We start from the raw sequence: 20,772 nt of genomic DNA, 5'->3' as shown, positions 1-20,772 counted from the left end.
GAGGGTCGGACCCTGCCGCTCAGACCGCGCCGGTGCTGCCGTCGGTCAGCTCACGGAGAATGTCGGCGTGGCCGGCGTGCCGGGCGGTCTCCTCGATCATGTGCACCATGATCCAACGCAGGGACACCTCGCCGAGCTGCGGCTGCGCCACGACATGGTCCAGCGGGAACCGGGCGGCCAGCTCACGGGACCGGGCGCAGGCCCGCTCGTAGGCGTCGGCGAGCTGGTCGAGGGTCTCCCCCTCGGCCAGGGCGAAGCTGGCCGCCGCGTCCTCCTCCGAGGTCGGGAAGACGTCGCCGGGGGTCGGATCGAGCAGGAACGGGAACCAGTTCCGCTCGACCAGGGCGAGATGCTGCAGGATGCCCGCCACGGTGGTGGCCGACGGCACCAGCCGGCGGGTCGCCTCGGCGTCACTCAGGCCCCGTGCCTTGCGCAGCACGGTCGCCCGGTGGAAGTCGAGGAACGCGTCGAGCACCGCCCGCTCGTCGCCGGTGCGCGCCAGCACCGGGGCGAGCGTCGGATCGATCCGGATTTCCGTCATCACCGGACGGTAGCGGCGAACGTGTCGTCCCGCTGTCCCCCCGCGAACCCGCTGTCGCCGGCAAACCCTGCGCGCCGGCGGCCGGCTTGGCAGGATGGGCGCATGGCTGCGACGGTACGGATTCCCCTGGCGGACGGCCCGGCTGACGGCGAGGCGGTCGACGTCGAGCTGGACAGCAACGAGCGTCCCCCGCTGACCCACCATCACCTCGGCCCGCAGGGTCTTCTCGACGCCCAGATCTACGAGTTGGAGTCCGCTGGCGACCAGTGGCGCTACCGCTGGCGCGGCCCGGCCGTCTGACCCGCCGGCCCGGTCAGGCGGCCATCCGGGCCAGGGTGCGCGAGCGCAGGCCGTCCAGCACGGCGCGGGTGACCTGGGAGGTGCCCCGGGCCTGGTCGCACACCTCGGCGACCCGGCGGGCGGTGGCCTCGCGGCGGGAATCCCGTTCGTCCCAGAGCCGGTCGACCTCCGCCAGCAGCGGACCCTCCACCTCGCGTTCCACGCCGCGCAGCGCCGGCACCCCGAGCCGCTGGGCCAGGTCGAAGACCTTCCCGGCGTACGGCAGCGGCAGGAACGGGGTACCGACCATCGCCGCGAAGATCAGGAAGTGCAGCCGCATGCCGACCGCCAGGTCGAAGTGCTTCATCAGGCCGAGCACCTGCCGGGGCGAGTAGTCGCCGTGCAGGATGCGCCCCCGGTCGGCGGCGATCATGTGGGACAGCACCCCGTGCGAGTGCCTGATGTCGTCGCGTTCCATCGGCACGAACAGCACGTGCGCGTCGATCCGCTGCACCAGGAAGTCGCCGATCTGGGCGAGCAACCGGTGGTACCCGTCGACGTCGAGCCGCTCGGCCGCCCGCCCCGGCTCCCGGACACTCAGCCCGACCAGGCGCTTGCCGGCGGGCACCCCCTCCTCACGCAGCAGCCGGGCCGGGAAGTCCTCCGGTTCCAGCAGGAACGCCGGGTCGGCGGTGACGGTGATCGGGTTGAGCAGCCCGGCCTCCTCCAGCACCATCCGGGACTCCTGGTCGCGGACGGTCACCTCGGTCGCCCCGGCCAGCGTCTCCCGGACCATGCCGGTGTCCACCCCGTCGCTGAGCGGGCCGACACCCACCGCGTACGTCAGCAGGGGCAGGCCACGTTCCTGGGCGACCCGCACGACCCGCAGGTAACGGCGGGCCTCCTTGTCGTACAGGATGCCGCCGCCGCCGAGGATCAGCAGGTCGAGCTGGCTGAGCACCTCGGCGGAGTCGACCCGGCTGACGCCCTCCCAGGGCACCGCCTCGACGTCGGGATGGGCGAGCGCGGTGTGCGCCGGGTTGCGGGAGAACACGATGATCCGCGCATTCGGTTCCTGCTCCCGCAGGTCGGCCAGCAGACCGGTGAGAATCGCCTCGTCTCCCAGGTTCCGACCGCCGTACGAGCCGAGCACACCGATGGTCAATCCGGTGGGACCCCTCATCCGTCACTCCTCCCCAGGAACGTCCCGGCGCGCATTCCCCCTCCCACCCCACCCATGCCCCCACCTCCGCCCTCCCCTCCCTCTCCCGCCCCTCCGCCCCCACCCGGCTCCCGCCCGGCCCACCCGGCCCCCGCCCGGCCCGCCCGGCTCTCCCGCCCCGGTGATCAAGAGCTTTGCGTCACCACACCCCGCTCTTCCCGACCCAAACCTCTTGGTCACCGGGGACACCTACCGGAGCGGGGTGGTGATCAAGAGGTTTGCGTCAACCCACCCGGGCCTGTCTCGCTAACGGTGTTTCCGGCATCTTGGTTAGTAGGTTTCAGCGGCTGGGAAGCGGTCGCTGAAGGTGATGGCGAAGGCGTTCAGGGCGGGTTTCCAGCGCATCGTCCATCGGGTCCTGCCTGCTCCGGTGGGGTCCAGGGACCGGGTCACCAGGTACAGACACTTCAACGCGGCCTGCTCGTTGGGGAAGTGGCCGCGGGTCTTCACGGCCCGCCGGTAGCGGGCGTTGAGGGACTCGATCGCGTTGGTCGAGCAGATCACCCGCCGGATTTCGACGTCGTAGTCGAGGAACGGGATGAACTCGGCCCAGGCGTTGTCCCACAGCCGGATCACCGCCGGATACCGGTTACCCCACTTGTCGGCCAGGTCGTCGAACGCGGCCCGGGCGGCGGTGGCGTTGACGGCGGTGTAGATCGGCTTGATGTCGTGCTTGATCTCGTCCCAGTACTTGCGGGAGGTGAGCCGGAACGTGTTGCGGATCAGATGGATGATGCAGGTCTGCACGATCGTGGCCGGCCACACGTTCGTGATCACCTCCGGCAGCCCTTTGAGGCCGTCGCAGACCAGGAAGAAGACGTCCTTCACGCCTCGGTTGCGCAGGTCGGTCAGCACGCTCATCCAGAACTTCGCGCCCTCACCACCCGAACCGGCCCACAACCCGAGGACGTCTTTGTCCCCGTCGAGGGTGACCCCGATCGCGGCGTAGAACGGCCGGTTCGCGACCTGCCCGTCACGAACCTTGACCACGATCGCGTCGATGAACACCGCCGCGTAGACCTCATCCAGGGGCCGGTGCGACCAGTCGGTCATCTCCTCGATGACCTTGTCGGTGATCCGCGAGATCGTCTCCTTCGACACCGACGCCCCGTAGATCTCGGCGAAGTGCGCGCTGATCTCCCCGGTCGTCAGGCCTTTGGCATACAGCGACAACACGACCTCGTCGACTCCTGAGAGCCGCCGCTGACGCTTACGGACGATCTGCGGCTCGAAGGTGCCGGCCCGGTCGCGTGGCACGTCGATCTGCACTGGTCCGGTCGTGTCGGTCAGCACGGTCTTCGGCCGGGTGCCGTTGCGGATGTTGCGGGCGCCGGCGCCGGCCTGGTCGTGTTTTTCGTAGCCGAGGTGCTCGGTCATCTCCTCGTTCAAGGCGGTCTCCAGGACCGTCTTGGTCAGCTGCTTGAGCAGCCCGTCCGGGCCGGTCAACGACAGGCCCTGCTCCTTCGCGGCCCGCACCAGCTCGGCGGCGGCCTTCGCCTCCGCCGACGGCTCGGGCCGCTTCCTGCGTCCGGTCTGCTCGTTCAGTGTCGCGGTCATCACGGCCTCCTCACCAGGCACAACGCCCGGCAGGTCAGGCCGGAAACACCGTTAGATCCACACTCCCACCCACCCCCGTCTTGCTGGCCCAAACCTCTTGGTCAAACCTCTTGGTCAACAGGCACAGCGGTGAGGGTGGGCGGGTGATCAAGAGGTTTGCGTCAGGCCGACCCGCCTGGCTGACGCAAAGCCCTTGGTCAACAGGGACATCGACGGGGGTGGAGGGGTGATCAAGAGGTTCGCGTCGGGTTGGGCCGGGCTGTTGACGCAAAGCTCTTGATCACCGGAGTGGGAGGGCGGGGCAGAAGCGGGAGCAGGGGCAGGAGCGGGAGCAGGGGCAGGAGCGGGAGCAGGGGCAGGAGCGGGAGCAGGGGCAGGAGCGGGAGCAGGGGCAGGAGCGGGAGCAGGGGCAGAAGCGGGAGGGGCGGGGCGTGGGGTGGGTGGGGTAATCGGGTTGCCCGGGGTGTGGGGGCTCGCCAGGGTGGGGGGATGGCCGGTGTGAGCGCGGGTGCGGGCAGGATCGGGTGGGACGAGCTGCCTGGGCATGTCCGGCAGGCGGTGGAGCGGATCATCGGGGACCGGGTGGTCGAGGCGGTCTCCCAGAGTGGCGGGTACTCCCCGGGCACCGCCGACCGGGTGCGGACCGCCGGTGGTCGACGGGCGTTCGTCAAGGCGGTCAGCCCGGCGCAGAACCCGGACAGCCCCCGGATGCACCGTGCCGAGGCCCGGCACACGGCCGCGCTGCCCCTGTCGGCGCCGACGCCCCGGCTGCTCGGTTGCCACGACGACGGCGACTGGGTGGCGCTCGTGCTGACCGATGTCGACGGACGGCACCCGTACACCCCCTGGCGGGACGCCGAACTCGACGCGACGCTGCGTACGTTGGAAGCCCTGGCCGGGACGCTCACGCCGAACCCGGTGCCGGGCACGCCGACCGCCGCCGAACGACTGGCCCACGATTTCGGCGGCTGGCGGCGGATCGCCGCCGACCCGCCTTCCCGGCTCGACCCGTGGGTCGCCGGGCACCTGGACGAGCTGTGCGCGGCGGCCGACCGGGGGTTGACCGGGCTGGCCGGGGACACCCTGTGCCATCTGGACGTGCGGGCCGACAACCTGCTGATCGGTCCGGACGGCACGGTCACCGTGGTGGACTGGCCGTGGGCCTGCCGGGGCCCCGCCTGGCTGGACACGGCGCTGCTGCTGGTCAACGTACGGTTGCACGGCGGGCACGACACCGAGGCACTGCTGCGCCGGCTGCCGCTCACCTCCGGGGCCGACCCGGCCGCCCTGACCGGCTTCTACGCCGGGCTGGCCGGCTTCTTCACCGACAGCGCGCGCCGCCCACCGCCGCCCAACATTCCCACCGTTCGCGCTTTCCAGCAGGCCCAGGCCGACGCTCTGCTGCCCTGGCTGCGCCACCGCCTCGACCACCCGCAGACCGCCGGTTGACCAAGAGGTTGGCGTCACCGACCGCGGATTCCGTGACGCAAACCTCTTGATCACGCGGGCGGAAGGCGGGCGGGGGCGGGGGCGCGGGGGGACGGGGGGAGAGAGAGGGCGGGGGTCAGTGGAGTTGGTGGGTGAGGAAAGGGAGGGCCAGGTGGGGTAACAGGGGGGTGGTGGGGATGTCCTGGTGGGTGAGGCCGGGGAGGACCGCGAGGCGGGAGGTCGGGCGGGCGGTGCCGTCGCCTCCCGGGTCCCGGTGGCCGCCGCCGAGCAGCCCGTAGAACTCGGCCATGTGGGCGACCGGGATCGCGTCCGCGTCGGCGTAGACCAGCAGGGTCGGTACGGCGAGCGCCGCCACCTGCGGTGTCCAGTCGTACTCGCGGCGCAGCAGGTCACCGGTCTTGGCCCAGAGCACCGGCCAGTCCTGCGGTCGGGGGGCGATCCGCGTGTAGAGCTGGTGCGGGGGCGTGCCGCGCATCCGTTCGCCGGCCCGCTCGTCCTGGCTCGACATGGCGGCCAGCACCTCGGGATACCAACCCTGTCGTCGGAACGGGGTGGAGACCAGCACCAGCCGGCGTACCAGGTCCGGATGCTGGATGGCGGTCCGCAGCGCCACCCCACCGCCGAGGGAGTACCCCAGTAGCTGCGCCCCGGGCAGGTCGAGGTGCCGCAGCAGCGCGGCGACGTCGTCGGCCATCGACTCGTAGCGCAGTGGACGATCCACGTCGGCGGTGCGACCGTGGCCCTGGAGGTCCATCGCGATCACCCGGCGACGGTGGGCCAGCGCCGGCAGGATCGGGGCGAACAGCTCCGCCGCGCCGTAGCCGCCGTGCAGCAGCACCAGCGGTGGGCCGTCGCCGTGTTCCTCGTACCAGAGCCGCAGCCCGTTGACGTGCGCGTAGCTCACGATGTCACCTCCGACCGGCGTCGGGATGCGGGCCGCCGGGAGCCGCCACGGCGACGCCTCCGGCAAGACCTGCCGGCGGTGTCCCATCGGCTCAACGATCCGGCCGCCGATGATCGACGGCCGTTGTCGTTGCTGGTCGGAGGGTGGGCGCGGCAGGTTTCGAACCTGCGACCCCTCGCTTGTAAGGCGAGTGCTCTCCCACTGAGCTACGCGCCCGGAACGCCCGTACGAGCGGGCCGGTGGCTGGCAAGCTTACCTGCCGGCCGCCGGCCCGTCGCAACGGTGTGCCCGGAGACCGCTCAGGCGGCGACCGTGTCGGCGAGGGCCTTGCGCCAGCCCTGCTGGTCACGCGCCTCACCCGGCATGTTCATCTCGGCGAACCGGACGATCCCGGCCTTGTCGATGACGAAGGTGCCCCGGTTGGCGATGCCGGCGAGGTCGTTGAAGACGCCGTACGCCTGGGCGACCGCCCCGTGCGGCCAGAAGTCGGACAGCAGCGGGAACTGGTAGCCCTCCTTCTCGGCCCAGATCTTGTGGGCGTAGACCGAGTCGACGCTGACGGTGAGCACCTGCACGTCGTCGTTGACGTAGTCGTTGAGGTTGTCCCGCACCTCGCACAGCTCACCCTGGCAGATGCCGGTGAAGGCGAGCGGGTAGAAGACCAGCAGCACGGTGCGGTTGCCCCGGTAGTCCGAGAGCCGTACCTCCTGGTTGTTCTGGTCCTTCAGCAGGAAGTCGGGTGCCTCGGCACCAACCTCGATCGGCATGCGAACTCCTTGGTGGGTCGAGTCTGAGGTGGGTTCAGCCTGCCACACCCGCGGGCGACGCCCGGGGTGTGGGACTGCTCAGTCACGTACGGCCTACTTGCGGCCCTTGGACCCACGGCGCAGCACCAGCCGGGCGCCGCTCCAGTCCTTGCCGGCGTTGAGGGTCGAGGTCTGCTGGAGCCCGGCGGTCTGCGCCGACTCGGCGACCTCGCTCGGCTCGACGTGCCCGTCGCGGCCGGCCTTCGGGGTCAACAGCCACACGACTCCGGCGTCGGCCAGCGGACCGAGGGCATCGACGAGGAGCTCGAAGAGGTCACCGTCACCGTCGCGGTACCAGACGAGCACCGCGTCGACCACCTCGTCGGTGTCCTCGTCGACCAGTTCTCCACAGCGGTCGGTCAGGGCGTCCCGGAGATCCTGGTCGACGTCCTCGTCGTACCCCATCTCCATGACGACCATGCCCGGTTCGATCCCGAACCGGTCCGCCAGGAGACGTACCCCGTCGGCGGCCTGACCAGCGGTCGCGCTCACTGTCGCGTGCCTCCTCATCTCGTCCCTGCCCGGCGGCGTCGCGGTGACGCCGTCAGGCAGAGTCCACACAGTTGTGGTCCGTCGCGCAAGTGGCGCACCGGGTGGAACGGAATTTACCGTGCCAGCAGCGTACGGGCACCCTGGGTAATGGCATCCTCGGAGACCAGCACCTGACGGGCAGCCGGACCTAATGGTACAAACGAGTCAACTGCCGCCACCCGCCGCGCCGCCCCCACGTATCCGGCGTCGACCAGCGCCGCGAGAATGCCCTCCCCCACCCCGCCGGAGCGCCGCGTCTCGTCGACCACCAGCACCCGTCCGGTCGCCGACGCCTCCCGGATCAGGTCCGCCACCGGCAGCGGGGCCAGCCACCGCAGGTCCACCACCCGGCAGCCGATCCCCTCGTCGGCCAGGGTCGACGCCGCCCGCAGCGACATCCGCACCCCGTTACCGAACGTGACGATCGTGACGTCCTCGGCCGAGCCGACGCCGTACACCCGGGCCCGGCCGATCGGGGCGTGGCCGGCGGCCCAGGCGGATGGCTCAGCGTAGGAAGCCAGCCACTCACCGTCACCCGGCTCGTACAGGTCCCGGGTGTGGTAGAGCGCGATCGGCTCCAGGAAGACCGAGACCGTGCCGTCCACGACTGCGGCGGCCAGGCAGGTCCGCAGCAGCGGGCCGGCGTCGTCCGGCCGCGCCGGCACCGCGACCACCAGACCGGGCACGTCCCGCAGTACGGCCACCGAGTTGTCGTTGTGGAAGTGCCCCCCGAACCCCTCCTGGTACGCAAGCCCCGGCACCCGCACCACCATCGGGTTGCGGAACGCCCCCTGGGAGAAGAACTGCAGGGTGGCCGCCTCGCCCCGCAACTGGTCCTCGGCGTTGTGCAGGTACGCCAGGTACTGGATCTCCGGCACCGGCAGCATCCCGGCCAGCCCCGCACCCAGCCCCAACCCCAGCACCGACGTCTCGTCCAGCAGGGTGTCGAAGACCCGGGCCGCCCCGAACCGCTCCCGCAGCCCCTTGGTGACCCCGTACACCCCGCCCTTGGCGGCGACGTCCTCGCCGAACACGGCCAGCTGCGGGTGGCTGAGCATCCCGTCGGCGAGCGCCGCGTTGATGCTCTGCGCGAGGGTCAGCGGGCCGGCCAGCTCCGGTGGCCTGCCCGCGAACGCCTCCGCCCGGCCGGCCGCGTCCGGCCCGGCGGCCCGCTGGGCGGACTGTGCCACGGCGGCGGCGACCCGCGACGGCCGGCGGGGCGACAGCGGGGCCACCACCTCGGCCACGGCCGACAGCTTCGGCTCGTCGAGCACCTCCTCGGCGGTCCGGCGCACCTGCCAGCCCCGCTCGTCGTAGCGGGCCAGCAGCTCCTCCCCGGTGGCCACCCCGGCCTCGACGAGCAGCCGGGCGGTGGCCAGCACCGGGTCGTGTGCCTCGTCGGCGGCGATCTCGGCGGTGCTGCGGTACGCCTGCTCCGCGTCGGCACCGGCGTGGCCCAACAGCCGCACGGTACGCAGGTGCAGCACCGCCGGGCGACGGTGCCGACGCACCCAGCCGGCGGCCTCGGCGGCCACCGCGTGCACGGCCACCGGATCGGTGCCGTCGGCGGCGAAGTACCGCACCCCCGGCCGGGCCCGCAGGGTCCGCTCCACCCAGCCCGCAGGCGACCGGACGCTGATGCCCAGGCCGTTGTCTTCGCAGACGAAGAGCACCGGGATCCGCAGGCCGGTGTGGTCGTACCAGCCGGCGGTGTTGAAGGCGGCGGTGGCGCTGGCGTGGTTGACCGAGGCGTCGCCGAACGAGCAGACCACGATGGCGTCCCGGGGCCACGGCGAGCGCGGCGGGCCGTCCGGGTCGTCGCGCCGGCCGGCGGTGTCCATCCGGCGCAGCCGCTCCACGGCCAGCCCCAGCCCGACCGCCCGGGGCAGGTGCGAGGCGATGGTCGACGTGGTCGGCACCACGGCCAGGTCGGCGCGGCCGAACACCTTGTGCCGGCCCCCGGCGATCGGGTCCCGGGTCGAGGCGACGATGCCCCGCAGCACGTCCCGGGCCGCCTCGGCGTACGCCTCCTGCCACCCGTCCAGGTCCGGGCCGCCCGCCGGGTCGGCCACCGCCGGCTCCGGGCGGGGGGCGGGTACGACGGGTCCGACGTCGGCCGGGTCACCCGCCGGGTCGGGCGCACCGGCGGCGGACGTGACGGCCTGGCCGGTGGGGACGGCTACCGGGGCGGGCCGCTGGCGGGGCACCGGCTCGGCGGTGCCGTCGGCACCCACCCGGTAGGCGACCGCTCCGGCCGGGGGTGGTGGCACGGCGACGCCGTCGAGCGCGTCCGTCGGGCGCACCGCCGCGGGGTGCGGGTCGTGGACCGGGGAGCCGGGGCCGGTCTCCCCGCCCCACCCGGCACCGGCGGCCGACCCGACCGGCGGACCGGCGTCCACGCTCCCGCCCGGCGGGCCGGCGGCGTCCGGGGCCATGGGCGGCAGACCGGCGGCGTCCGGAGCCCGGTGCGGCGCGGCCGCGGCGTCCGGGGTTCCCGGCGACGCGGCCACGGTGTCCGGCAGGCCGGTCGACAAGCCGCCGGCGTCCGGGGCTGCGGGCGGCGCGGCGACGGTGTGCGACGCCCCGGCCGATGGGCCCGTGGCCTGCGGGGAAACGGGCACGTCCGGGTGACCGGGCCGGGAGCCGGTGTCCGGACCTGCGGCGGGCGGGCTGCTGTGGTGCGCTCCGGCGGGCCCGGTGACGTCGTCGACCGCCGGGCGGCCGCCGTCGGTGGGGGCGTCGGCCGGCCGGCTGTCGCCGTCAGGGGTGTCGGCCGGATCATGGACGCCGTCGGGGTCACCGGCCGGCGGGTGGTCGTCGGCGTCCGGGTATCCGGTCACCGCCGCGGAATCCCCGCCGGCCCCGACGTCGCCGCTGGGGAAGTCGCCGGCGGCCTGGGCGGCACGCAGGCAGTAGAAGGCGCCGGAGCGGTAGTGCAGCAGGGCCGGGTCGGTGGGGCGCAGTGCGGCGGCCACCGCCGCGTTGGCCTCGTGCCCGGCCGAGCCGATCGTGTAGAAGCCCTCGTCGAAGCTGCGCAGCCACCGCGCGGCCAGGTCGAGCTGGCGGCTGGTCACCTGCGCGTCGAACAGGGCGAGCAGCTGCCGCCCGGTCAGCGCGGCACCGGGCCGGACGGGTCGCCCGGGGTCACGCCGCCGCTCGGGCTCGGGCAACGCGCCCAGGGTCTCCCGGAACCGGTCGTCGAGATCTTGCGGGGTGGTCACGCGATCAGCATTACCGACGGAGGCCACGCTCGCCCACTCAGACACGACCCGACCGGGATACGGCGGTCCACCACACCCGCTGTGGACGGTCCCGGCAGGACACCGACCCGACCGGTTCGCGCAGCGGCGTCGGCTGACGGGCACCCGTTCGCCGGGCGCTGTTCGGCTGCCGGAGGGGGCGACGGTCTCCGGTGGTCACCTGACGGCCACCGTGGGTCGCGACGCTGCCGGGGTCAGGAACGCACCGGACCCCGGGGAGGCTCCCATGGCACTGTCCCGACGCACCGTCCTGCTCTCCGGCGCGGCGCTCGGCGCGGCCGGCGCGACCGCCGGCCGGTCCACGCCCGCCGACGCCGCCGACGGGCGTCCCGCCCGGCCGGCGGTCCCCGCCCGGCACCGGCCGCTGGTCTGGCCGTTCACCCTCGGGGTGGCCTCCGGCGACCCCGACCACCAGGGGGTCGTGCTGTGGACCCGGCTGGCACCGCAGCCGCTGGCCGAGGACGGCCTGGGCGGCATGCCCGACCGGACGGTCGAGGTGCAGTGGGAGGTGGCCGCCGACGAACTGTTCCGGCACGTCGTCCAGCGGGGCACGGCGACCGCCCGGCCCGAGTCGGCGCACAGCGTGCACGTCGAGCTGACCGGGCTGCTGCCCGGCCGGGAGTACTTCTACCGGTTCCGGGCCGAGGGGCACCTCTCCCCCACCGCGCGCACCCGCACCGCACCCGACCCGGCGTCCCTGCCCGCCACGCTGGCGATGGGTTTCGTCTCCTGCTCCCACTACGAGCAGGGGTACTTCACCGCCTACCGGCGGCTGGCCGAGAGCGCGCCGGAGCTGATCCTGCACCTCGGCGACTACCAGTACGAGTACGCCCGGGAGTACGGCCCGGACCGGCCACGCGGGCACGAGGGGCCGGAGACCCGGACGCTTGCCAACTACCGGCAGCGGCACGCCCAGTACAAGACCGACCCGGACCTGCAGGCGGCGCACGCGGTGGCCCCCTGGGCGGTGGTCTTCGACGACCACGAGGTGGAGAACAACTGGGCCGGCGCGGTGCCGGAGGAGCCGGACCCGGACTTCCTGGCCCGGCGGGCCGCCGCCTTCCAGGCGTACCACGAGAACATGCCGTTGCGGCGGGCCTCGGTGCCGCGCGGTCCGGACATCGTGCTGTACCGGCGGTTGCGCTGGGGGCGGCTGGCCACCTTCCACCTGCTCGACACCCGGCAGTACCGGGACGACCAGGCGTGCGGGGACGGCTACCGGGACTGCCCGGCGGCGGCCGACCCGGGGCGCACCATCACCGGCACGGCGCAGGAGCAGTGGCTGCTGGACGGGTTCCGCCGCTCCGACACCCGCTGGGACCTGCTCGCCCAGCAGGTGTTCTTCGCCGCCCGCGACCGTGACCCGGGGCCGACCCGGCTGACCAGCATGGACGCCTGGGACGGCTACCTGGCCTCCCGGGACCGGATCACCCGGGGCTGGGTGGCCGCCGGGGTCCGCAACCCGGTGGTGCTCACCGGCGACGTGCACGCGCACTGGGCGGCCGACCTGAAGCTCGACTACCTCGACCCGGCGGCGCGGACGGTCGGCACCGAGCTGGTCTGTTCCTCGGTCACCTCGGGCGGCGACGGCTTCGACTCGGCCAGCGGCTCGCACCCCTGGCTGCGCACCAACCCGCACCTGCGGTTCCAGAACGACCTGCGCGGTTTCGTCCGGACCACGATCACCCCGGCACAGCTCAGCGCGGACTTCATGGTGCTGCCGTACGTGAGCCGGGCGGGCGCGCCGGCGTACCCCCGGGCGTCGTTCGTGGTCGAGGACCGGGTGCCCGGCCTGCACCAGACGTACGACCGGCCGCCGTCCACCGCCCGCGCCCGGCCGGTGGACCGGGACCGGTACACGGTCGAGACGGAGACCGGGCTGCGCTGAGCGGCCCGCGCCCGGGACGGCCGGGGCGGTTCGGCCGGGACGGTTCAGCCGGGGAGGAAGGAGAAGCGGACCTGACGCGACGGGTTGTCGCCGTTGGGGTCGACCAGGCAGACCGACTGCCAGGTGCCGAGCTGGAGCCGGCCCCCGAGCACCGGCAGCGTCGCGTACGGCGGGACGAAGGCGGGCAGCACGTGGTCGCGGCCGTGGCCGGGTGAGCCGTGCCGGTGCCGCCAGCGGTCGTCGGTGGGCAGCAGGTCGTCGAGGGCCCGCAGCAGGTCGTCGTCGGAGCCGGCACCGGTCTCGATGATCGCCACCCCGGCGGTGGCGTGCGGCACGAAGACGTGCAGCAGGCCGTCGCCCTGCCCGGCGACGAACCGTTCCGCCTCGGCCGTGACGTCGACGACGGTGGGTCGAGAACCGGTCCGGACGGTGATCACCTCACTGCGCATACGGCGCATTCTGCCGCATCCGTCGCGCCACCGCCCCCGGCCCGGGGGCCGGGGCGGCCGGTTCGGGGTGCCGGGCACGGCCGGCCTCCGGGCGGTGCCGTGTCCGGGCGGCCCGGAAGTGCGGCCGGGTGGCCACCCACGCAAAGTTACCGGCGGGTACCTGTGTTCAGCGTCGCGTCTGGGGGAGCTACACGTGACGACGGGTGCCACCAGAGGGCAGGATGGCGGAGAGACCTATCCCACACACAACCGAGGGAACGCCTGTGGCTACGGAACGCAAGCGCCCGGTGATCACCGCTGGTCTGCCGAGCCAGCTTCCGGACATCGACCCCGAAGAGACCAGCGAGTGGGTCGAGTCGCTCGACGGTGTCATCGACGAGCGCGGAACCAAACGCGCCCGGTACGTCATGCTCAGCCTGCTGGAGCGGGCCCGCGAGCGGCAGGTCGGGGTGCCGTCCCTGACCACCACCGACTACATCAACACCATCGCCCCGGAGCAGGAACCCTGGTTCCCGGGCGACGAGCACATCGAGCGGCGGATCCGGGCGTACGTCAGGTGGAACGCGGCGATGCTGGTGCACCGCGCGCAGCGGCCGGAGATCGGCGTCGGTGGGCACATCTCCACCTTCGCCAGCTCCGCCTCCCTCTACGAGGTGGGCTTCAACCACTTCTTCCGGGGCAAGAACCACCCGGGCGGCGGCGACCACATCTTCTACCAGGGCCACGCCTCCCCCGGCATGTACGGGCGGGCGTTCCTGGAGGGCCGGCTCTCGGAGGACCAGCTCGACGGGTTCCGGCAGGAGCTGTCGCACCCGGGCGGCGGGCTGCCGTCGTACCCGCACCCGCGGCTGATGCCGGACTTCTGGGAGTTCCCCACGGTCTCGATGGGTCTGGGTCCGCTGAACGCGATCTACCAGGCCCGGTTCAACCGCTACCTGCAGCACCGGGGCATCAAGGACACCTCCCAGCAGCACGTCTGGGCGTTCCTCGGCGACGGTGAGATGGACGAGGTCGAGTCGCTCGGCGCGATCGGCGTGGCCGCGCGCGAGGAGCTGGACAACCTCACCTTCGTGATCAACTGCAACCTCCAGCGGCTGGACGGCCCGGTCCGGGGCAACGGCAAGGTGATGCAGGAGCTGGAGGCGTTCTTCCGGGGTGCCGGCTGGAACGTGATCAAGGTGGTCTGGGGCCGGGAGTGGGACCCGCTGCTCGCCGCGGACACCGACGGCGCGCTGGTCAACCTGATGAACACCACCCCTGACGGTGACTACCAGACCTACAAGGCGGAGTCCGGGGCGTACGTGCGGGAGCACTTCTTCGGCCGTGACCAGCGGACCCGCAAGATGGTCGAGCATCTGTCCGACGACGAGATCTGGAACCTCAAGCGGGGCGGGCACGACTACCGCAAGCTCTACGCGGCCTACAAGGCGGCCACCGAGCACACCGGGCAGCCGACCGTCATCCTGGCCAAGACCATCAAGGGCTGGACGCTGGGCTCGCACTTCGAGGGCCGCAACGCCACGCACCAGATGAAGAAGCTGACGCTTGACGACCTCAAGCTGTTCCGCGACCGCCTCTACCTGGACATCCCGGACAAGGCGCTGGAGGACAACCCCTACCTGCCGCCGTACTACACCCCGGGTGAGTCCTCGGACGAGATGGCCTACCTGCGGGAGCGGCGCGAGCAGCTCGGCGGTTACCTGCCGTCCCGGCGGACCAGCCACAAGAAGCTGGCGATCCCGGGGCCGGAGCGGTTCGCCGACGTCAAGCGCGGCTCGGGCAAGCAGAAGGTGGCCACCACGATGGCCTTCGTCCGCCTGCTCAAGGACATCATGAAGGACAAGGAGTTCGGCAAGCGCTGGGTGCCGATCATCCCGGACGAGGCGCGCACCTTCGGCCTCGACTCGATCTTCCCGACCGCGAAGATCTACTCGCCGCACGGCCAGCGGTACACCTCGGTCGACCGGGACCTGTTCCTGTCCTACAAGGAGTCGACGACCGGGCAGATCCTTCACGAGGGGATCAACGAGGCCGGTTCGGTCGCCTCGTTCACCGCCGCCGGCACCGCGTACGCCACCCACGACGAGCCGATGATCCCGATGTACATCTTCTACTCGATGTTCGGGTTCCAGCGCACCGGTGACGGCTTCTGGGCGGCGGCCGACCAGATGGCCCGGGGCTTCGTCCTCGGCGCGACCGCCGGGCGGACCACGCTCAACGGTGAGGGCCTCCAGCACGAGGACGGCCACTCGCTGCTGCTGGCCGCCACCAACCCGGCGGTGGTCGCCTACGACGCGGCGTTCGGGTTCGAGCTGGCGCACATCGTGGAGCGCGGCCTGCACCGGATGTACGGCGAGGACCAGGAGAACGTCTTCTACTACCTCACCGTCTACAACGAGCCGATCCACCAGCCGGTCGAGCCGTCCGAGCTGGACGTCGAGGGGCTGCTCAAGGGCATCTACCGCTACGCGCCGGCCCCGCAGGTCGACGGCCCGAAGGCGAACATCCTGGCCTCCGGGACCGGCATGCAGTGGGCGCTCAAGGCACAGCAGCTCCTCGCCCAGGACTGGGGGGTGGCCGCCGACGTCTGGTCGGTGACCTCCTGGACGGAGCTGCGCCGCGACGCGGTGCTCTGCGAGGAGCACAACCTGCTCAACCCGGGCGCGGAGCAGCGGGTGCCGTACATCCAGCAGAAGCTGGCCGACGCCGACGGGCCGAAGGTCGCGGTCAGCGACTGGATGCGCGCGGTACCGGATCTGATCGCCCGCTGGGTACCCGGCGACTACACCTCGCTCGGCACCGACGGCTTCGGCATGTCGGACACCCGGCACGCGCTGCGGCGGCACTTCCACGTCGACGCCGAGTCGGTGGCGGTGGCGACGCTGCGGCAGCTCGCCCTGCGCGGCGTGGTGCCGGCCGGTGTTCCGGCCGAGGCCGCCAAGAAGTACGCGATCGACGACGTCAACGCCGCCCCGGTCGGCGAGACCGGCGGGGACAGCTAGTCCCCGAGGTACGACGAAGGGCCCGGCGCGGTGCGCCGGGCCCTTTCGCGTCGCCGGGTCGGGTCAGCCGACGGCGGCCAGGTCGGTGAGCCGGGCCAGCGACTCCTCCAGGTCGGCACCGACCCGGCGCAGCCCGAGGCGCAGCAGGGCGCCCTTGACCGGGCCGGCCGGCCAGCGGACCACGATCAGCCGCACGATGGTGCCGCCCTCCTCCTCGTCGGCGGTGAGCTGCACGTAGATCTCGGTGCGCGCCTCGGCGCGGGCCCCGGCACCCCGGGCGCGTTCCCGCCAGCCGATCAGGGTGGGTTCCTGGTAGGCGATCACCTCGGCCTCGTGCGCCGAGCCGCGCCCGGCCTGGACGAGTTGTCGACGGCCGAAGCCTTCCCCCGAGAGGACCTCGGCGGCCCGGACCCCGGCCAACCAGGCGGGCAACTGCTCGGCCCGTTGGACAACTTCCCAGACCGCTTCCACCGGCGCCGTCACGTGCGCACTGCGTTCGACGAGGATCATTCTGTTCTTCCCCCACTGAGGACATCCGCGATATTCCGCACTCTATGCGCTAAATCGGACTTACCGGGACGTGTTCGGAAAAAGACACGCCGACAACCCTTGCGCCCGCATTGCCTCGCACCTATGGCGCTCGCGGACTTCGCGCCCTAGAGTGCGAACACGTTTCGCGTTCTGGGAGGGTGGATGACGACCGCACCGATCCCCGGTTTCCCCGCCGGTTTCCGTTGGGGGGTGTCCACCTCGGCGTACCAGATCGAGGGGGGCGCCACCGCCGACGGCCGGGGACCGTCCATCTGGGACACCTTCGCCCACACCCCCGGCCGGATCATCGACGGCAGCACCGGCGACGTGGCCTGCGACCACTACCACCGGCACCGGGAGGACGTCGCGCTGCTGGCCGGGCTCGGGGTGTCGGCGTACCGGTTCTCGATCGCCTGGCCCCGGGTGCGGCCCGGCGGCACCGGCCCGGTCAACGCCGCCGGCCTGGACTTCTACGACCGGCTCATAGACGACCTGCTCGCCGCCGGCATCGACCCGGTCGCCACCCTGTTCCACTGGGACCTGCCCCAGCCGCTCCAGGACGTCGGCGGCTGGCTCAACCGGGACACCGCCGCCCACTTCGCCGAGTACGCCGACGTGACCGCCGCCCGCCTCGGCGACCGGGTGAAACTCTGGATCACCCTCAACGAGCCGTTCATCCACCTGAGCCTCGGCCACGGCACCGGGGAACACGCCCCCGGCCAGACCCTGCTCTTCGACTCCTTCCCCGCCGCGCACCATCAACTGCTCGGGCACGGGCTGGCGGTGAGCGCGCTGCGCGCCCACAGCACCGCACCGGTGGCCATCGCCAACAACTACTCGCCTGTCGTCCGGCACGGCGACACCGACGCCGACCATGCCGCCGCGGCGGCGTACGACGCCCTGCACAACCACCTGTTCACCGACCCGCTGCTGGGCCGGGGCTACCCCGACGGCTTCGACCCGGGCGTGGTCCGCGACGGCGACCTCGCGGTGATCGCCGCGCCGCTGGACGTGCTCGGGGTCAACTACTACAACCCGACCGGGGTACGCGCCCCCGAGGAGGACTCCCCGCTGCCGTTCGAACTGGTCCCGCTGGAGGGCTACCCACGTACCGCGTTCGACTGGCCGGTGGTCCCGGACGGGCTGCGTACCCTGCTCGTCGGCCTGCGCGACCGGTACGGCGACGCGCTGCCGCCGATCCAGATCACCGAGGGCGGCTGCGCCTTCGACGACGTCCCGGACGCCGACGGTCTGGTGCACGACCCGGACCGGATCGGCTACCTCGACGGGCACCTGCGCGCCCTGCGGGCCGCCATCGACGAGGGTGTCGACGTGACCGGGTACTTCGTCTGGTCGCTGCTGGACAACTGGGAGTGGGCCGAGGGCTTCACCAAGCGCTTCGGTCTGGTGCACGTCGACTTCGCCACCGGCACCCGCACGCCCAAGTCCTCGTACGCCTGGTACCGGGCCCAGGTCGGCCGGGGGTGACCACCGTCGACCCGACGCCGGCCTCGCTGCCGGCGGCGCTCGCTGACCCGGTCGTCCCGGTCCGGCGGAGCTGGATCGCGTTGATCTTCGCGGCCAACCTCGGGGTGTGGATGGCCTTCTTCACCCCCATCCAGGTGCTGCTGCCACAGCAGGTGGAACGGATCTCGCCGGACCACAAGGAGGCGATGCTGGCCGTCGTCACCGGGCTGGGCGCGCTCGCGGCGGTGCTGGCCAACCCGCTCGCCGGGGCGCTGTCGGACCGCACCTGCCTGCGCGTCGGCGGGCGGGAGTTCGGCCGCCGGCACGTCTGGACGGCGGGCGGCGCGGTGCTCGGCGCGCTGGCGCTGGTGCTGCTGGCCCGGCAGCAGACCATCGCCGGGGTGGCGCTGGGCTGGGTCGCCGCCCAGGTCTGCTTCAACGCGATGCTGGCCAGCCTCACCGCCGGCATCCCCGACCGGGTGCCGGTGGTGCAGCGCGGCGGGGTCTCCGGCTGGGTGGGCATCCCGCAGGCGCTGGGCCTGGTGCTCGGCGCGGTGCTGGTCACCGCCCTGGTCAGCGGCACCGTGCCCGGCTACACCGCGATGGCGTTGGTGGTGCTGCTGCTGTCGCTGCCGTTCGCGTTCCTCACCCCCGACGACCCGCTGCCCCGGGAACACCGCCCACCGCTGCGGCTGCGCGCGCTGGTCGCCTCGATGTGGATCGACCCGCGCCGGCACCCGGACTTCGCCTGGGCCTGGATCACCCGGTTCCTGGTGCAGATCGGCAACGCCCTGGGCACCCTCTACCTGCTGTACTTCCTCACCGACGGGGTGCGCTACCCCGACCCCGAGGGTGGCCTGCTGGTGCTGATCCTGCTCTACACCCTCGGCATGATGCTCACCGCCGTGGTCGCCGGGATGCTGTCCGACCGGTCCGGCCGGCGCAAGGTCTACGTGATCGTCTCCGGGGTGGTGATGGCGGTGGCCGCGCTGCTGCTGGCGGTCGCGCCGACCTGGTCGATGGCGCTGGTCGCCGCGGTGCTGCTCGGTGCCGGTTACGGCGTCTACCTGTCGGTCGACGCGGCGCTGATCACCGAGGTGCTGCCGCGCGCCACCGACCGGGCCAAGGACCTCGGCGTGATCAACATCGCGAACTCGGCACCCCAGGTGCTCGGCCCGGCGCTGTCCGCCCCGATCGTGGTCCACCTGGGCGGCTACCCCACGCTGTACGCGGTGACCGCCGTGGTGACCCTGCTCGGCAGCGCCCTGGTCCTCAAGATCCGGGGCGTGCGCTGACCCCCGGCGGCGACCCGGCCGGTCCGGTCCGGGTCGCCGCCGCCCGCAGGTCGGGGCCGCCCGTCGGTGGCGGGCCGGGCGGCGGCGTCCCGGCCCCCTGGCGAAAGCCGGTCGCGGCCGGCCGTAGGCTGGACGGCGTGACGGTACGTGTGCGCTTCGCCCCCTCCCCGACCGGTATGTTCCACGTCGGCGGTGCCCGCTCGGCGCTGCAGAACTGGATCTTCGCCAAGCAGCAGGGTGGGGTGTTCGTGCTGCGCGTCGAGGACACCGACGCCGCCCGCAACAAGCCCGAGTGGACCGAGGGCATCCTGTCCGCGCTGGAGTGGATCGGCATCGCCCGCGACACCTACGAGGGCCCCTACTTCCAGTCGGCGTACGCCGGTGAGCACCGGGCCGCCGCCCAGCGGTTGCACGACGCCGGCCGGGCCTACTACTGCGACTGCACCCGGGAGGCGGTGCAGGCCCGTACCGGCTCGCAGTACCAGGGCTACGACGGCTTCTGCCGGGACCGGGGCCTGCCACCGGGCGAGGGGCGGGCGCTGCGCTTCCGTACCCCCGACGAGGGCGCGACCGTGGTGGTCGACCTGATCCGGGGCGAGCCGACGTTCGAGAACAAGCTGATCGAGGACTTCGTCATCGCCCGCGGCGACGGCTCCCCGGTGTTCCTGCTCGCCAACGTCGTGGACGACATGACGATGGGCATCACCCACGTGATCCGGGCCGAGGAGCACCTGCCGAACACCCCGAAGCAGCAGCTCCTCTGGGACGCCCTGGGGGTCAAGCCGCCGATCTGGGCGCACGTGCCGGTGGTGGTCAACGAGAAGCGGCAGAAGCTCTCCAAGCGCCGCGACAAGGTGGCCCTGGAGGCGTACCGGGACGAGGGTTACCTCGCCGCCGCGATGCGCAACTACCTGATGCTGCTCGGCTGGGCGCCGTCGGGCGACCGGGAGATCGTGCCCTGGTCGGTGATCGAGGAGGAGTTCCGGTTGACCGAGGTCAACCCCTCCCCCGCCTTCTTCGACGAGAAGAAGCTGCGCGCGTTCAACGGCGAGTACATCCGGGCGCTGCCGGTCGACGAGTTCGTGGCCGCCTGCCAGCCGTGGCTGACCGGCACCGGCACCATCGCCCCGCCGCCGTGGCTGCCGGAGGAGTTCGACGCCGACGCGTTCGCCGCGGTGGCGCCGCTGGCGCAGACCCGGATCGCGGTGCTCAGCGAGATCGTGCCCAACGTCGACTTCCTCTTCCTCGCCGAGCCGTCGATCGACGAGGCGGCCTGGGCCAAGGCGATGAAGGAGGGGGCGGCCGACCTGCTCGACGCGGCCGTCGCCGGCTACACGGCGCTGGAGTCCTGGGACGCGGAGTCGCTGAAGTCGACACTGGAGGTGGTCGGTGCCCAGCGCGGCCTCAAGCTGGGCAAGGCGCAGGCCCCGGTCCGGGTGGCGGTCACCGGCCGTACCGTCGGGCTGCCGCTGTTCGAGTCGCTGGAGGTGCTCGGTCGGGAGCGCACCCTGACCCGGCTGCGCGCCGCCCGGCTCCGCCTGGTCTAGCTACCACGACATCGACGCGGGGCCCGCCGGTGACCGGCGGGCCC

The 20,772-nt window shown here is 72.6% G+C and carries 16 protein-coding genes, 1 tRNA gene and 1 pseudogene; 7 read left to right on the top strand and 11 right to left on the bottom strand.

The annotated features are described in order from the left end of the window. Positions 1–19: 19 nt before the first annotated feature. A complete protein-coding gene (locus JQX11_RS19775; protein WP_204926418.1) occupies positions 20–541 on the bottom strand; it encodes a DinB family protein in 522 nt (173 codons plus the stop codon). 102 nt (positions 542–643) lie between these two features. Here JQX11_RS19775 and JQX11_RS19770 point away from each other — a divergent pair, with 102 nt between their 5' ends. Continuing rightward, positions 644–841, top strand: coding sequence for a DUF8847 domain-containing protein (locus tag JQX11_RS19770; RefSeq protein ID WP_204926417.1), 198 nt, complete (start codon positions 644–646; stop codon positions 839–841). 13 nt (positions 842–854) lie between these two features. Here the strand turns inward: JQX11_RS19770 and JQX11_RS19765 are convergent, their stop codons facing one another. Both JQX11_RS19765 and JQX11_RS19760 read right to left on the bottom strand, forming a co-directional pair. Next, positions 855–2,003, bottom strand: a complete 1,149-nt coding sequence (locus JQX11_RS19765; RefSeq protein WP_204926416.1) for a polysaccharide pyruvyl transferase family protein — start codon at positions 2,001–2,003, stop codon at positions 855–857. Between the two features lie 309 nt (positions 2,004–2,312). After that, entirely contained in the window at positions 2,313–3,599 is a 1,287-nt protein-coding gene (locus tag JQX11_RS19760) for an IS256 family transposase (RefSeq protein ID WP_204926415.1), read from the bottom strand. Positions 3,600–4,088: 489 nt separating this feature from the next. On the opposite strand from JQX11_RS19760, the gene JQX11_RS19755 reads away from it, so the two are divergent. Beyond that, complete coding sequence (locus JQX11_RS19755; protein WP_204926414.1) at positions 4,089–5,048, top strand: phosphotransferase family protein; 960 nt, start codon at positions 4,089–4,091, stop codon at positions 5,046–5,048. 115 nt (positions 5,049–5,163) lie between these two features. On the opposite strand, the gene JQX11_RS19750 is transcribed toward JQX11_RS19755, so the two are convergent. From JQX11_RS19750 to JQX11_RS33700, 6 genes and pseudogenes are all read right to left on the bottom strand, one after another. Then, the gene (locus tag JQX11_RS19750) at positions 5,164–5,952 is read right to left on the bottom strand and encodes an alpha/beta fold hydrolase (protein ID WP_204926413.1); all 789 of its coding nucleotides are present in this window, start codon (positions 5,950–5,952) and stop codon (positions 5,164–5,166) included. 144 nt (positions 5,953–6,096) lie between these two features. Then, a tRNA-Val gene (locus JQX11_RS19745) sits at positions 6,097–6,168 on the bottom strand. Between the two features lie 83 nt (positions 6,169–6,251). Continuing rightward, positions 6,252–6,719 (bottom strand): peroxiredoxin, encoded by a 468-nt coding sequence (locus JQX11_RS19740; RefSeq protein WP_204926412.1) that lies wholly within the window; start codon positions 6,717–6,719, stop codon positions 6,252–6,254. 93 nt (positions 6,720–6,812) lie between these two features. Next, entirely contained in the window at positions 6,813–7,250 is a 438-nt protein-coding gene (locus tag JQX11_RS19735; protein ID WP_067315614.1) for a DUF3052 domain-containing protein, read from the bottom strand. Positions 7,251–7,363: 113 nt separating this feature from the next. Then, positions 7,364–9,724 carry a thiamine pyrophosphate-dependent enzyme gene (locus JQX11_RS32620; protein ID WP_372444615.1) on the bottom strand — a complete coding sequence of 787 codons (2,361 nt, stop codon included), beginning with the start codon at positions 9,722–9,724 and terminating at the stop codon, positions 7,364–7,366. 240 nt (positions 9,725–9,964) lie between these two features. Beyond that, positions 9,965–10,510, bottom strand: a pseudogene (locus JQX11_RS33700) (transketolase); the annotation flags it as partial. 265 nt (positions 10,511–10,775) lie between these two features. Between JQX11_RS33700 and JQX11_RS19720 the strand changes: the two are divergent. Next, complete coding sequence (locus JQX11_RS19720; RefSeq protein WP_204926411.1) at positions 10,776–12,437, top strand: alkaline phosphatase D family protein; 1,662 nt, start codon at positions 10,776–10,778, stop codon at positions 12,435–12,437. 44 nt (positions 12,438–12,481) lie between these two features. On the opposite strand, the gene JQX11_RS19715 is transcribed toward JQX11_RS19720, so the two are convergent. Then, positions 12,482–12,886 carry a YjbQ family protein gene (locus JQX11_RS19715; protein ID WP_204926410.1) on the bottom strand — a complete coding sequence of 135 codons (405 nt, stop codon included), beginning with the start codon at positions 12,884–12,886 and terminating at the stop codon, positions 12,482–12,484. A 263-nt stretch (positions 12,887–13,149) separates the two neighbouring features. Between JQX11_RS19715 and aceE the strand changes: the two genes are divergently transcribed. Further along, entirely contained in the window at positions 13,150–15,888 is a 2,739-nt protein-coding gene (aceE, locus tag JQX11_RS19710; RefSeq protein WP_204926409.1) for a pyruvate dehydrogenase (acetyl-transferring), homodimeric type, read from the top strand. A gap of 63 nt (positions 15,889–15,951) precedes the next feature. Here the strand turns inward: aceE and JQX11_RS19705 are convergent, their stop codons facing one another. Further along, positions 15,952–16,398, bottom strand: a complete 447-nt coding sequence (locus JQX11_RS19705) for an SRPBCC family protein (protein WP_088644846.1) — start codon at positions 16,396–16,398, stop codon at positions 15,952–15,954. Positions 16,399–16,581: 183 nt separating this feature from the next. Between JQX11_RS19705 and JQX11_RS19700 the strand changes: the two genes are divergently transcribed. The 3 genes from JQX11_RS19700 to gltX all read left to right on the top strand — a co-directional run bounded on the left by JQX11_RS19700 (position 16,582) and on the right by gltX (position 20,728). Then, positions 16,582–17,907: a GH1 family beta-glucosidase gene (locus JQX11_RS19700; RefSeq protein WP_204926408.1), complete on the top strand. Its 1,326-nt coding sequence runs from the start codon at positions 16,582–16,584 to the stop codon at positions 17,905–17,907. Next, on the top strand, positions 17,904–19,181 hold the full coding sequence (locus JQX11_RS19695; protein ID WP_204926407.1) for an MFS transporter: 1,278 nt from the start codon (positions 17,904–17,906) through the stop codon (positions 19,179–19,181). The genes JQX11_RS19700 and JQX11_RS19695 overlap by 4 nt, the downstream gene beginning before the upstream one ends. 137 nt (positions 19,182–19,318) lie before the next feature. After that, entirely contained in the window at positions 19,319–20,728 is a 1,410-nt protein-coding gene (gene gltX / locus JQX11_RS19690) for a glutamate--tRNA ligase (protein ID WP_307826256.1), read from the top strand. Positions 20,729–20,772: the final 44 nt, after the last annotated feature.

Origin of the sequence: Micromonospora humida, from assembly GCF_016901255.1 — a bacterium.
In the GTDB taxonomy this organism is placed as follows: domain Bacteria; phylum Actinomycetota; class Actinomycetes; order Mycobacteriales; family Micromonosporaceae; genus Micromonospora; species Micromonospora wenchangensis.
This window is presented reverse-complemented; position numbering and strand designations above follow the sequence as displayed.

Excerpts from the sequence above, each read along its gene's own strand:
- JQX11_RS19775 (WP_204926418.1), bottom strand. The coding sequence starts at position 541 with ATGACGGAAATCCGGATCGATCCGACGCTCGCCCCGGTGCTGGCGCGC.
- JQX11_RS19770 (WP_204926417.1), top strand. The coding sequence starts at position 644 with ATGGCTGCGACGGTACGGATTCCCCTGGCGGACGGCCCGGCTGACGGC.
- JQX11_RS19765 (WP_204926416.1), bottom strand. The coding sequence starts at position 2,003 with ATGAGGGGTCCCACCGGATTGACCATCGGTGTGCTCGGCTCGTACGGC.
- JQX11_RS19760 (WP_204926415.1), bottom strand. The coding sequence starts at position 3,599 with ATGACCGCGACACTGAACGAGCAGACCGGACGCAGGAAGCGGCCCGAG.
- JQX11_RS19755 (WP_204926414.1), top strand. The coding sequence starts at position 4,089 with ATGGCCGGTGTGAGCGCGGGTGCGGGCAGGATCGGGTGGGACGAGCTG.
- JQX11_RS19740 (WP_204926412.1), bottom strand. The coding sequence starts at position 6,719 with ATGCCGATCGAGGTTGGTGCCGAGGCACCCGACTTCCTGCTGAAGGAC.
- JQX11_RS32620 (WP_372444615.1), bottom strand. The coding sequence starts at position 9,724 with ATGGCCCCGGACGCCGCCGGCCCGCCGGGCGGGAGCGTGGACGCCGGT.
- JQX11_RS19720 (WP_204926411.1), top strand. The coding sequence starts at position 10,776 with ATGGCACTGTCCCGACGCACCGTCCTGCTCTCCGGCGCGGCGCTCGGC.
- JQX11_RS19715 (WP_204926410.1), bottom strand. The coding sequence starts at position 12,886 with ATGCGCAGTGAGGTGATCACCGTCCGGACCGGTTCTCGACCCACCGTC.
- JQX11_RS19705 (WP_088644846.1), bottom strand. The coding sequence starts at position 16,398 with ATGATCCTCGTCGAACGCAGTGCGCACGTGACGGCGCCGGTGGAAGCG.
- JQX11_RS19700 (WP_204926408.1), top strand. The coding sequence starts at position 16,582 with ATGACGACCGCACCGATCCCCGGTTTCCCCGCCGGTTTCCGTTGGGGG.